At 44.1% G+C, this 13,619-nt stretch carries 7 protein-coding genes; 2 read left to right on the plus strand and 5 right to left on the minus strand.

From position 1 onward, the window contains the following. Positions 1-363: 363 nt before the first annotated feature. Complete coding sequence (locus Q9312_RS01175) at positions 364-999, plus strand: response regulator transcription factor (RefSeq protein ID WP_309202690.1); 636 nt, start codon at positions 364-366, stop codon at positions 997-999. 154 nt (positions 1,000-1,153) lie between these two features. Here the strand turns inward: Q9312_RS01175 and Q9312_RS01180 are convergent, their stop codons facing one another. Next, positions 1,154-4,648, minus strand: coding sequence for a PAS domain-containing hybrid sensor histidine kinase/response regulator (locus tag Q9312_RS01180; protein WP_309202691.1), 3,495 nt, complete (start codon positions 4,646-4,648; stop codon positions 1,154-1,156). Between the two features lie 143 nt (positions 4,649-4,791). Continuing rightward, complete coding sequence (locus Q9312_RS01185; RefSeq protein ID WP_309202692.1) at positions 4,792-6,087, minus strand: GntP family permease; 1,296 nt, start codon at positions 6,085-6,087, stop codon at positions 4,792-4,794. Positions 6,088-6,241: 154 nt separating this feature from the next. Here Q9312_RS01185 and Q9312_RS01190 point away from each other — a divergent pair, with 154 nt between their 5' ends. Beyond that, the gene (locus Q9312_RS01190) at positions 6,242-8,542 is read left to right on the plus strand and encodes a TonB-dependent receptor (RefSeq protein WP_309202693.1); all 2,301 of its coding nucleotides are present in this window, start codon (positions 6,242-6,244) and stop codon (positions 8,540-8,542) included. Between the two features lie 256 nt (positions 8,543-8,798). On the opposite strand, the gene Q9312_RS01195 is transcribed toward Q9312_RS01190, so the two are convergent. From Q9312_RS01195 to Q9312_RS01205, 3 genes are read right to left on the minus strand one after another with little or no spacing between them, the layout of a single operon-like run. After that, positions 8,799-9,851: a 2-oxoacid:ferredoxin oxidoreductase subunit beta gene (locus tag Q9312_RS01195; RefSeq protein ID WP_309202694.1), complete on the minus strand. Its 1,053-nt coding sequence runs from the start codon at positions 9,849-9,851 to the stop codon at positions 8,799-8,801. 5 nt (positions 9,852-9,856) lie between these two features. Further along, a complete protein-coding gene (locus Q9312_RS01200) occupies positions 9,857-11,701 on the minus strand; it encodes a 2-oxoacid:acceptor oxidoreductase subunit alpha (RefSeq protein WP_309202695.1) in 1,845 nt (614 codons plus the stop codon). After that, a complete protein-coding gene (locus Q9312_RS01205; protein WP_309202696.1) occupies positions 11,689-13,491 on the minus strand; it encodes an FAD-dependent oxidoreductase in 1,803 nt (600 codons plus the stop codon). The genes Q9312_RS01200 and Q9312_RS01205 overlap by 13 nt, the downstream gene beginning before the upstream one ends. Positions 13,492-13,619: the final 128 nt, after the last annotated feature.

Below are 13,619 nucleotides of genomic sequence, written 5' to 3' on the forward strand. Positions count from 1 at the left end.
TAAGTAGAAACAGTAGCTTAGTGGATCTTTAACGAATTTTTGATAAGCCGAAATGGTACTCTGATCCGTTGGTTATAGCGAAAAAGCTGTAATTTTATTACAAAAATGTTACTCAATGAGCTTTTTAGCGGGATGGCATATTCCCACTGAGTGATCTTTTGATGGGATTGGTAATTCTAGGTGTTGGCCATCAATTTATACTGCGATCGAATTATACGGCGATCGAATTATACGGAGATCGAAATGTTTGGCTGGTCGTCACAGATTAGTACCAAAGTACAGTTTAAAACCTATTGCGCATTGGCAGCGGCTTATTCAGAATGTAAGATCTTAGCTATTCGTCTTGTTGTATAGGACTGTTCGATGGAAGATTTGACTATTTTAGTGGCCGATGACCACCCATTGTTTCGCTCGGCGTTGGTTCAGACCTTATCGCTCCATCCCATGTCGATTCAAATCACCGAGTCAGAAAACTATCCCGACACGCTGTCTCGCTTACGCGAAAAAGACTTCGATATCGCATTGATCGACCTTAATATGCCGGGCCAACAAGGCAAATTGCATTTAGCCGACATATGCCGTGAGTTTCCAGAGGTCGTCGTTGTGGTTATTTCTGGCCACGATGATCGGCAAACTCGTCGCGAAGTCAAAGCCCTCGGCGCGGCTGGCTTCATCACTAAGTCATCTTCTATGGAACAGCTTAACCAAGCGCTCAATGAAGTGCTCGAGCAGGGAGAGTTTTGGGATGAAGACGTTGATGACGGTGAATTAAAAGACGTGCATCTTGTAACGATCAGCAATATGACGCCGCAGCAGAAGCGGGTGTTGGCTATGATTGCTGACGGAAAGCTCAATAAGCAAATTGCGTTTGATTTGAATATACAAGAAACAACCATCAAGCAACATGTTTCTGCCATTCTTAAAAAGTTAAATGTTTATAACCGTACTCAAGCCGGGATCATTTATCAGCAGGTAACTGAGTCGCAAGTGTCGATTTAACGGGATCGATTTAAAGGGATCGATTTAAAGGGATCGATTTAACGGTACCCATATCATCGTTATTCATGTTTCGATGTTGAGCGAACGAGCTTATCAATCTAACGAGCATACTAGAGCGTTGTTGGCCATTGAATAGGTTCCAGTCTTGAATGAACTACAGCAATATTTTCTTCAACAAGGTTCTTAAACGAAAGGCTTTAACTGGCTTGTAGGCGATAGGAATATCGAGCTCAATTGCAGCCTGGCTAACTTCTTGGCTTCGGTCAGCGGTAATTAATACGGCTGGTACCCAATGGCTTTCGTGGATGGATTCAATGACGTCTATGCCCCGTTCACCGTTATTGAGGTGGTAATCGACCAATAAAATATCAATGTTTAAGGCAGCGACCATTTCAATGGCTTCAATTTTTGATGACGCGACATGTACTTTGAAACCCCATTGCTCTAACAACTGCTGCATGGCCATTTGAATAGACTCGTCGTTGTCGATGCAAAGAGCGACTTTATTATGAAACATGGATTTTTCAGACAATTCTATCGTGTCTTGTTCATTATCCAGTGATACGCTTTGAAACCCTTGAGTCGGTAATGACAGTCCGAAACAGCTGCCTTTTCCCAGCTTTGAGTCTACTGTGATTGAATGTTCGAGTAATGTGGCACATCGTTGAACAATGGCTAACCCTAAGCCGTGACCGGGCGCCGAGGAGTGAGGATCGGCGCGCGTAAACTCTTCGAAGATGGCGGATAGGTTATCGGGAGCAATGCCAATGCCGTTATCTAATACTTGAATTTCGACGGAGTCTTGGCGACGCCGAGCACCGAGTAACACTTTTCCTCCCTCACGAGTGTAGCGGATGGCATTACTTAGAAAATTTTGCAAAATGCGCTTTAGTAACTGACTGTCACTGCTCACCAAAGCCGTGGTTTTACTAACCCGTAACTGGATGTTTTTCTTTTTTGCGATGACTGAAAACTCAGCGGCAAGTTGATTAAACAGCTTTTGTAGCGGAAAAGAATCGATGCGAGCTTCAATTACTCCTGCGTCCATTTTAGAGATGTCTAGTAGGTCACTGAGCAACTCATCGGCTGACAATAGCGATTTTTTAATCATCTTTAGTTGCTGCTCGATCGGCTTTTCAGTTTGCTGTTCGAGCAACGCCTGGGTAAACAGAGAAGCCGCGTTAATCGGTTGTAAAATATCGTGGCTGGCGGCGGCTAAAAAGCGGGTTTTACTTTGATTGGCTTCGTCAGCTTCGTGCTTGGCATGATCAAGTTCTTGATTAATTTCTAAAAGTTCATAAGTTCGCTGACTGACGCGTTCTTCTAAAGATGAGTTGATTTCTGCTAGCTCTTCTTGCTTCTGTCGCAGTTCAGTAATATCGATAAAAACCGTTACAAAGCCACCTCCTGGCATTGGGTTGCCTTGAACTTTTAAAACCTTGCCTTGATTATGTTTGCGCTCAAAGGTATGCGGCGCTGCATTTTTTAAGTAGTTAAGTCGTTTACGGACTTGGTGGGTTTGATCGCCTTCACCGAATAATCCTTGTTCTGCATTAAAGCGAATGAGATCTTCGATAGGACGGCCAACGGTAAGCAGATCGTCGGGGTAGTGGAACAATTGTTGATATTGTTTGTTCCAAGCCACCAGCTTTAAATCTCGGTCGATTACGCTAATACCGTGGCTAATATTTTCCATGGCCGACTGCAGTAGCTCTCTGTTAAAGGTAAAGACCTGCGATGCTTCATCAACAATATCGACCACATCGTGCAATGGCATTTTCTTTTTGCCGGTAACGGTATCCATTACGATTTGCGCAGATGATCCCCCAATGACTCGGCTTAACCGTTTTTGACACAGTTCAATATCTTTAACGGTGGCTATGGTCGAACTGAAGTATCGGCGAGAGTTATTGCCATAGTGTTGTTGAATAAACTCTTTATTCTTTTTTTCACCGATAAAACGCTCGCTCAGATTGAACAAATCTTTGAGCGTCACTTTGTTCTCAATAAAGATCTGTTCTTCATGTCCGGTGAGCTCTCTAGGTGCAACAAACTGCAGCGCTTGCAGTTTTTCACTGGCTGACGGCTTAACATTTAAAGAGACAAATATAAAGGTTAACGTATTGAGCGCGAGCGACCAGAAGACTCCTAAGGTTAACGAATCAAATATTGAACCATTGAGCCAAAATCCTGGTGCTAGAAATTCAATACCAAACCAAGGCTCGTGCAATACGGATTGCTCTAAATAGCCTGATGTCGCTAAAGATGGAATGAGGAGTAAATATATCCAGGTTGCAATCCCGACCAGTAAGCCAGCGATAACGCCTACTTTATTTCCTTGTTTCCAGTAAATAGCGCCAATAATAGAAGGTGCGAATTGTGCTACTAATGAAAACGACAATAAACCTATCGAGGCTAACTCAAAGGCACTGGCAATGGTTCGATAATAGATAAAAGCGAGGAGCAGTAAACCAACGATAATGGCTCTTCTTATTCTTAATAGCCACTTTTGTAAATTCTGTGTGGGACTATTTTTCAACCACTTAAAATGAATCGCTAAGGGCAAAATGATATCGTTAGAGATCATGGTGCTGAGTACAACACTGACAATAATGATCATACTCGTGGCCGCTGAAAAACCACCAATGTAGCCGATTAAGGCAAATAACTCAGAACCTTCACTGAGTGGAAAGGCCAGAATAAAAGTATCAGCCGATACGCTTTCATGATTGAAATAAATTAAACCCGCGACAGCGATAGGAAGAATAAAAATATTAATGAGCAGTAAATAGCTACTGAATATCCACCGAGAACGCTTTACGTCGTGCACGTCTTTATTCTCTACGACAAGTACGTGAAATTGTCTGGGTAAGCAGAAAATCGCGAGCAGACCAAGCAATGTATGAGTCCAAAAAAGCATCGGAGAATAGTTTTGCTGCCAATTGGATTGAATCTTTGGAATACTTTGCGCTTTATCTAATACATCGCTAACGCCATCAAAAAAGTGATAACAAACATAAATACCCAGTGCAATAAATGCGATCAATTTGACGATCGACTCAAAAGCCACCGCATGTATGATTCCGGTTTGATGTTCCGTTGCATCAACGCGTCTGGTTCCAAAAACAATCGCAAATAAGGCCATTAATAGACTGATGTAGAGCGCTGCATCTTGATATAAGTTTTGTGTCGATGATTGGTGCAATACGCTTGGGGCTGTTAACAACGTATAAGAGGTTGTTAAAGCCTTTAATTGGAGCGCGATATAAGGAACTAAGGCGACCAAAGCAATAAAGGTGATAGTGCCAGCTAATCGCTGAGACTTTCCATATCGAGAAGAAATAAAGTCAGAGATTGACGTGATATTGTTATGTTGTCCGACGCTGACTAACTTACTTAAAAAACGCCAACCCAAAAACATTAATAAAATCGCGCCAACATAAGTTGGTGCAAAAAACCACCCCGTACTTGCTGCCTGTTGAATGGTGCCATAAAACGCCCAGCTGGTGCAAAAAATAGCAAGCGATAGAGAATATACCCAGGTATTGTGTTTGGCTGTGGTTTTACGGCGCTCAAAGATATAGGCAATCGCAAACAAAAGTGCGATGTAGATTAAAGAACAAGCAATAATTAACCAGCTAGATATCAATGGACAGGCTCATCGTTTTGGCGAAATAAGAAGGCGTTAAACCGAATAAAAGGCGATAAGTTAAAAAAGATTTCATCGCCTTTATTGGTTAACTAACTTGGTCTTATAAGTTTTCTTTTCGTCGGTTTATTGATGTACTTAACTTAAATAATAAATATTGCTAATGCAAGCGCTAAACCGAGAAGGGGCGTGATGACTGTGAGCGCTGCCATCGGCCCATAAGCAGCTTTGTGTGTTTCGCCACAAATAGCTCTAATGGTCGTGACTACATAGCCATTGTGCGGTAGTGAGTCGAGCGCTCCAGACGAAATGGCGACAACGCGATGCAATTGTTCGGGGTTGACGCCCGCATCGATGTAATGGGGAGCAAGTACTGGCAGAGCGATGGCTTGTCCGCCAGAGGCAGAACCAGTAAGTCCAGCAATTGCGCTGACTGCCAGTGCCGCGCCGAGTAATTCATTGCCTGGAATTGAGGTCATGGTTTCTACCGCCACTGCGAAGGCTGGAGAGGCTTTAGCTACGCTGCCAAAACCCACCACTGCGGCCGTGTTTCCAATGGCTAATAATGCGCCTGTGGTTCCCTCGCCAAGAGCATGATTTAAATTATGGACAAATTTTAAGTTAGTGATCCAAGCGGTAATGCTTCCGGCTAACAATGCGAGTATCAAGGCGTTTTGTTTCAGTGAGTCATGAAAGATAAACGAAACAATGAGTACGACTAATAAAGGTAACAAGCTTTTTGCTGGGTGTGGCAAACTCTTTTCTCGCTCTTTTGGATCGTGAGCTCGGGCGTCAAAACTTTCACCTCGAGCAAGGGCTCGTTTGATCATAAAGGTTAACCACCAATATCCGAACGCGGCCATGAATAATGCGACGACCAAACTGACTTCCCATGCGGCAAGATGGTCGGTGCCTAGATATTTAATAGGGATCCAATTTTGAATTTCTGGTGAGCCGGCTGAAGTCATCGTAAAGGTGACCGAGCCAAATGCCATGGTCGCTGGAATGAATCGTCGCGGCAGGTTGCCTTCTCGAAACAACGCGAGTGCCATTGGGTAAACTGAAAAGGCAACCACGAATAAGCTGACGCCACCATAGGTCAAAATGGCACAAGATAAAACAATAGAGAGCGCCGCGTACTTTGCTCCAAGTTTTTCCACCAAATAGTGCGAGACGCTTTGCGCGCAGCCAGTGTCTTCCATGACTTTGCCAAATAGTGAGCCGAGTAAAAACATTAAAAACCAAGATTGAACAAAGCCAGCAAAGCCACCCATATACTGATTGACGAAGGCTGTATCACTGAGACTTAGTAAGTCGAGTCCTCCGGTTAGCGCAACCACGAGTGCGCACAGAGGAGCAGCGATCAATAAATTCATACCACGTATCGTTAATACAATGAGTAACAGCAGACCACCGATTAACCCAATCAGACTTAACATTGAATTTCCTTGGATGTATGTTTCAATAGGCAACGGAGAGTCTGCTATAAGGCGGGTGTAAGTCCTATAGTACTATGGTACTGATTCTTTCTTTAACTTGTTGCGGTAAGGTGGCGAGTATCCGTTAAACTAGGACTCGTAAAAGGTAAATAATATGAATAATAAGTCTTTTCGCTGGAAAGTATTGGCGTTATCAGTAGCCACTATCTGCTCAGGAAGTGTGCTCGCTGCTGAAGACACACAAGAAGACCAGAAGGATAAGAAAGTTAAGAAAGCCGAAATTCCAGTGGTGACTGTCACAGCTCGTCGTTCAGTTGAAAATCTGCAGGAAGTGCCTGTTGCAATTACCGCGTTAAGCGATCTTGAGCTTGAGGCAAATGGTGTCGAGCTGATTACTGAAGTACAACGTTTTTCGCCCAACACCACATTGCAAAAAAGTCGCGGGACCAACTCGACAATGACAGCATTTATTCGAGGCGTTGGTCAGCAAGATCCTTTATGGGGTTATGAGCCAGGTGTTGGTATTTATATTGACGATGTTTACATCGCTCGACCACAAGGCGCCGTTTTAGATATTCTAAACATTGAGCGTGTTGAAGTATTGCGCGGACCACAAGGAACCTTGTACGGGAAAAATACCATCGGCGGTGCCGTTAAGTATGTAACGATAGAAATGACCGGCGATGCAGAGTTTGGTGCTCGCGCAACCATCGGAAGTTTTAATCAACGCGACGTTAAGGTGACGGGTCAAATTCCGGTCGCCAGCAATTTTTACGTAGGCTTTGGTGCGGCGTCACTCAATCGAGACGGTTTTGGTGAATTTTTAGAATTGGATTTACCCGGTCAAGATTTAGAAAATTATCATAAAGATGTGGCGGCTACTCGATTAACCATGGAGTATCGACCAACAGAAAGTTTATTTTTCCGAGCAAAGTGGGATAAAACGGTCGATGATTCAAACGCTAAAGGCGGTTATCGCTTATTACCGAGCTTATTAACCAATGCTCCAGTACCTGATAGTGTATACGACTCTTATACCAGCTTGCCTACCTTTAACAAGGTCGAAGTAGAAGGGTTTAGCTTAACCAGTGAATGGTTAATCGATGAAAATTCATCGATTAAATACATCGTCGCATCGCGTGAAAATTACTCGCCGACCAATATCGATTTTGATAATACGGCATTAAGAATATTTGATGTACCTGCGGTATACGATGATGAGCAACAAACTCAAGAGTTGCAATACAATTACAGTACCGATGGCTTAAAAGTCGTCGCGGGATACTACTATTACAACGCTGAATCTTGTGGTGTGTTTGATGCCATTTTAGAAGAGTATGGTCAATCATTATCGTTGCCAAGTCTGACACGAGAGGTTTCAGGTTGCAGTCATTCGCAAAGCAATGCAGTTTTCGCCCAGACGTCGTTTGATTTAGATGAACAATGGTCGATGACCGCAGGCATTCGATATACCAAAGATGAAAAAGCCGCCGTAGTGCGTAATGGACTTGTGTTCGCTACGGTTTATCCGTACAGCGGTTGGGTGCCTGGTTATGTTCGTCCTGCGGGAGAACTGGTTCCTGTGGTTCTTAACGACTCGGATGATTGGTCTCGCTTTACTCCTCGCATAGGTGTCGAGTATCAATACAGTGACGATATTATGCTTTTCGCCAGCTATGCCGAGGGCTTTAAGTCAGGTACCTTTAATCCGCGAGCATCAACCGCCGAACCAGCGGCCGATCCAGAAGTTGTTAATTCATTTGAAGTCGGTATGAAAAGTGATTGGGGTGATAACTTTCGTGCCAACGTAACTTTGTTTATGTTAGAGCATAAAGATCGTCAGTATATCTCTGTTTTACCTGGTGATAATGCCGCTGACTTAAATCAACGGTTAGGTAATATCGGTCTTTCTGAAGCGTCGGGTCTAGAGGCTGAATTAACTTATGTTGCTTCTGACAACTTGACCTTAGAAGCTGCGTTTGGATACATAGACTCAGACTTTAAAGAAGTTATCGATACCGATCCGAATACTGGACTTCCGTTCGACAAGTCGGATCGATTTACGATTGCCAACACGCCTGACCTGACCATGAACTTAAATGCAAAGTATGTATTTGAATCGTCTATGGGAGACTTTGTTGTGAACGGTGGTTACTACTATCGAGGCGACTACGTACTCTTTGAAGAAGATTCATTACTGACGCAAGACGGTTATGGTTTAGTTAATCTAGGCGTTAACTGGTACAGCAATACGAGTAACTTAACCGTTGGATTACATATCAAAAACTTAACCGATGAAGAGTATAAAATTGGTGGTTATCAATTCGTAACGCCTGACCCTTCTGATCCTACCGATATAAGTTTGTACACTCCTGGGTTAGGTGGAGATAATACATTGATTGCTTACTATGGCGATCCTAGAACGGTATCTTTGTCGTTTGGTTATCAGTTCTAACAAATCGATCTGTTCTAAAAAAATCGGGCTCGATAGATTTGCTATCGAGCCAGTTTAGAGTTAACGACTAATCATTATTCCTAAAACTCTCATCAAGCGGATAAATAAATTAGTGTACTCGTGATTAACCTGCGTTCATTCGCAGGTTTTTTTTCGCAATAAAAAAAGCCAGCGAATGCTGGCTTTTTACTATCGACTTTATTTTTTACTCTCGCCTTTATAGACCCTTCATAAAAACAAAGCGATGGAAAAACGCCTATCGAAAACTTTCGTTGATTGACGATAGGGTTTGACTGCCAGGGCAAAGTTTTTCTTGCTGCAGCTGATTTAAAGGTGTTGTGGTTGTACCCAGAAGTTCATGGGTATCGGGTGTTTGTGGGTTCAAATAAAGCAGCCCAGTTAACACTTCACCTTTTTCTTTGTGCTTTTCAATTTCGTTCATGGCTGAACGTCGACTACTGAAATCTAAATTTTCACTGGCTTTATGAAGCCGGACAGCACTGCCATCGTGCAGGGTAATTTCTTCAGTTTTACCGGGTTCATATTGCGTCGTAATTTCTTCTTTCAGTGGAACAAAGTCAAAGGTTCCCGTCGCATTCATGTGCTCACGAACATGATCGTAGCTTTTGGTCGATTTAGGTGTATTGTTGAAGGTTACACAGGGACTCACAATATCAATCAAAGCAAAACCGCGATGAGAAATCGCCGCTTTGATGAGTGGAATCAATTGTTCTTTGTCTCCTGAGAACGAGCGAGCAACATAGCCTGCTCCCAACTGAATGGCTGTCTCACATAAATCGATACTTGAGTAGGGGTTAGGAATGCCTTTTTTACTGGCTGAGCCGCGATCGGCCGTCGCTGAATCTTGACCTTTGGTTAAACCGTAGCAGCCGTTATTCATCACAATATAAACCATATTGAGGTTACGACGAACGACATGTGCAAATTGACCCATCCCGATAGATGCCGTATCACCATCGCCAGAGACGCCGATATAGACTAAATCTCGATTGGCAAGGTTAGCACCGGTTGCTACCGAAGGCATACGGCCATGAACGGAGTTAAAGCCATGAGATTTACCTAAAAAGTAAGCCGGTGTTTTTGATGAACAACCAATGCCTGACATTTTTGCTACTTTGTGCGGCTCGATGGACAACTCAAAGCAAGATTGTAAAATTGCTGCGCTAATACTGTCATGCCCGCAACCCGCGCACAGTGTTGACAGTGCGCCTTCATAGTTGGCTCGCGTGTAGCCAAGATCATTCACGGCTAATTGTGGATGTCGAATATTTGGTCGAATAAAACTCATAATTACTATCCTCGATCCGCTTGATGTAGGGGAGTGACGTTGTGTTGATCGAGTACTTTGTGAAAGTGCTCTGCGATATAGGTGGCGGTGATTGGCATGCCATCATAGTTAAGAATCGAAACAAAGTGATTTGGATCAATCGCCAACTCGTTGACTAACATGGACTTCATTTGAGCATCGCGATTTTGCTCGATCACAAACACACAGTCGTGCTGTTTAATAAAGCCTTCAACCTCGTCAGTAAATGGAAAAGCTTTCAGCTGTAATCCGTCAACCGCAATATTTTGTTCAGCCAGCATATCGATGGCTTCTAGAGCCGCATCGGTTGAGGTACCAAAATAAATGGCGCCAAATCGAGTGGCTTCTTTTGCCGCTGTAATCGTTGGTTTTGGAACGCGTGTTTTTGCCGTTTCCCATTTTTTCTCTAGTCGCTGCATTGAGCGCACATAGGCTTCTGAACTTTCCGTGTAGGCAGCGTATTCATCATGCGATGAACCCCGTGTAAAGTAGCTGCCTTTGGTTGCGTGAGTACCTGGAATCGTTCGGTAACCGATGCCTTCTCCATCGGTGTCTAAATAGCGGCCCCAACGTTCTTGCAAGTTATCAAGTTCATCGGCCGATAAAACTTTTCCGCGATGATATTGAACGGAATCATCCCATTCAAATTCATCGCAAAGGTTGTCGTTCATACCCAAGTCAAGGTCACTGAGAATGATGACCGGCGTTTGAAAGTATTCCGTCAATTCAAATGCCTGAAATGACATTTCAAAACATTCTTTCGGATTCGCTGGGTACAAACATATATGTTTGGTATCGCCATGTGACGCATAAGCGGCCGCTAAAACGTCGGATTGCTGAGTGCGAGTTGGCATACCTGTCGATGGTCCGGTTCTCTGTACGTCTATCAAGACGCCAGGAATTTCAGCAAAATAGGCCAGTCCTAAAAACTCGGCCATCAAGGACACGCCAGGGCCTGAGGTTGCCGTGAAGGCGCGTGCGCCATTCCAGCTGGCACCTAATACCATTCCCATGGCCGCAAGCTCATCTTCTGCTTGCACAATGGCATAGTTTTTCATGCCATTGGCGGGATCGATTCTCAATCGTTTGCAATACTTTTCAAACGCATCGACCACTGAAGTTGATGGGGTAATAGGGTACCAGCCGGCAACGGTGGCACCAGCATAAATTGCGCCGAGAGCGCTGCCAGTGTTACCGTCGACCAGTATTTTTCCTTTATTCATATCACGGCGTTCGATGGATAATTCGCAGGTGTCAGAGTAATGCTCTTGTGCGTATCGATAACCTAGCTCAAGCGCATGGATATTCGGGGTGATCAGTTTTTCTTTCCCCTTGAACTGGTCTTGAACCAATTGTTGAAAAACTTCAAATTCGATATTCAATAAATACGAGAGGGCGCCAACATAAATGATGTTTTTAAATAACTGACGCTGTCGTGGATCGGTGTACTCTTGAATACAAATTTCGGTGAGCGGGATGCCAATTAAGTGAATATCGTCGCGTTGATATTTTGGTGCAAGAGGTTTGCTGTTGTCATATAAGAAGTAACCACCGGGTAATACTTCATCAAAGTCTTGCATCATGGTTTGGCCATTGGTGGCAACCATAAAGTCAACACCGCCGCGGCGACCTAAGTAGCCTTTGTCGTTCACTCGAACTTCATACCAAGTCGGTAAACCTTGAATATTTGATGGAAAAATATTTTTTGGAGTTACCGCAACGCCGGAGCGAAAAATTGCTTTGGCGAACATGTTATTCGCACTGGCTGATCCGGTACCATTGATATTGGCAAACTTTATGACAAAATCATTAACTGCTGCTATTTTGTGCATGGGGTTGCGGCCTCTTTATCTTGTCCTGCTTTAGTTACTGTGTATAAAAATTTCTGCATATCCCACGCAGAGGTAGGGCAGCGTTCCGCGCATAAGCCACAATGCAAACACACGTTTTCATCTTTAACCATAACGCGCCCCGTTTTTAGGTCGCTCGAAACGTAAAGATCTTGTGAGTCATTGTCAGCAGGTGCTTTTAGTCGACTGCGTAAATCATCTTCTTCACCATTATTGATAAAGTTAATGCAGTCGGTCGGACAGATATCAACGCACGCATCACATTCGATGCATTTGTTTTCCGTAAAGACGGTTTGCACATCACAATTTAAACATCGCTCAGCTTCATCATAAGCTTGCTGCAAGTCGAAACCTAATTCGACCTCGAGCTTTCGATCTGACAATGCCGTTAACTTATCGGCAAGTGGAACGATAAAGCGATCATCATCACTGACTGCATTGTCGTAGGTCCATTCGTGGAAACCCATTTTTTGAGTGAGTAGGTTAGTACCTGGCGCTGGACGTTCAAGAACACTTGAGCCATGACAAAATAAGTCGATAGAAATCGCTGCTTGGTGGCCATGCGCGACCGCCGTAATAACATTTTCTGGACCAAAAGCCGCATCGCCACCAAAGAACACTTTGGGTAAGGTAGACTGGAAGGTGGTTTCATCGACAACGGGCATATCCCATTCGCCGAATTCTAAGCCGAGGTCTCGCTCGATCCACGGAAACGCATTTTCTTGCCCAATGGCCATTAAGACATCATCGCACTCCATGAATACTATTTCACCGGTTGGCTCAAGACGTCGCTTCCCATTCTCGTCATAGTGTGGCTCTACGACTTCAAAATTCATGCCCACTAATTTGCCATTTTCGACAACGAATTCTTTCGGCGAGTGGTTTTCATAAATAGGAATGTCTTCATGTTCGGCATCTTCGATTTCCCAAGGTGATGCTTTCATTTCTGACTTGGGGCTTCTTACTACAACTCTTACGTCTTTACCGCCGATTCGTTTTGAGGTTCGGCAGCAATCCATCGCTGTGTTTCCACCGCCAAGCACCAATACTTTTTCGCCAATTTTTTTGGTATGTTCGAAAGCAACATTGGCCAGCCATTCAATGCCAACATGAATATTGGCATCGCCTTCTTGACGTCCAGGTAATTTATTCAAATCTCTTCCGCGTGGTGCACCTGTGCCAATAAAAACGGCATCATACCCTTTGTCGAGAACCGATTTAAGACTATCGACATAATGGTCGAAATGACTGCTAATGCCCATATCTAAGATGTAGTTCACTTCTTCGTCGAGAACTTTTTCGGGCAATCGGAAAGAGGGGATTTGGCTTCGCATAAAGCCGCCGCCCTTGCGCTGTGCGTCGTATAAGTCAATGCTGTAACCAAGAGGTGCTAAGTCTCGAGCAACGGTTAATGAGGCTGGTCCGCCGCCGATTAACGCAACACGCTTGCCATTTTTAGTTTCGGGAATGGTCGGCATTCGGTCTTTTACGTCATCTTTATTGTCGGCAGCGACACGTTTAAGACGACAGATGGCAACGGGCTCTTCATCGACACGTCCGCGACGACAAGCAGGCTCGCAAGGGCGGTCGCAGGTTCGGCCAAGAACACCGGGAAATACATTAGACTCCCAGTTAATCATATAAGCGTCGGAGTAACGTGCTCGAGCAATTAATCGAATGTACTCTGGGACAGGTGTGTGCGCCGGACAGGCGTACTGGCAATCAACCACCTTATGAAAATATTCGGGGTTGTTTATGTCTGTAGGTTTCACTCGTACTTTCTTCCTTTACAGCTTTTTAGTCTTGGCGTGTGTATTGCGAATAAGTCTTATTTTCAACACATTGGACGTCGCATCGCGAACAAATCTCAACGTCTAATGACCCGCTAAAAAATGAAAAC

The sequence above is a fragment of the Pleionea litopenaei genome (genome assembly GCF_031198435.1).
Taxonomy (GTDB): domain Bacteria; phylum Pseudomonadota; class Gammaproteobacteria; order Enterobacterales; family Kangiellaceae; genus Pleionea; species Pleionea litopenaei.

Bases quoted from the DNA above. Each gene is read 5' to 3' on its own strand.
- Q9312_RS01175 (WP_309202690.1), top strand. From the start codon at position 364: ATGGAAGATTTGACTATTTTAGTGGCCGATGACCACCCATTGTTTCGC.
- Q9312_RS01185 (WP_309202692.1), bottom strand. From the start codon at position 6,087: ATGTTAAGTCTGATTGGGTTAATCGGTGGTCTGCTGTTACTCATTGTA.
- Q9312_RS01190 (WP_309202693.1), top strand. From the start codon at position 6,242: ATGAATAATAAGTCTTTTCGCTGGAAAGTATTGGCGTTATCAGTAGCC.
- Q9312_RS01195 (WP_309202694.1), bottom strand. From the start codon at position 9,851: ATGAGTTTTATTCGACCAAATATTCGACATCCACAATTAGCCGTGAAT.
- Q9312_RS01200 (WP_309202695.1), bottom strand. From the start codon at position 11,701: ATGCACAAAATAGCAGCAGTTAATGATTTTGTCATAAAGTTTGCCAAT.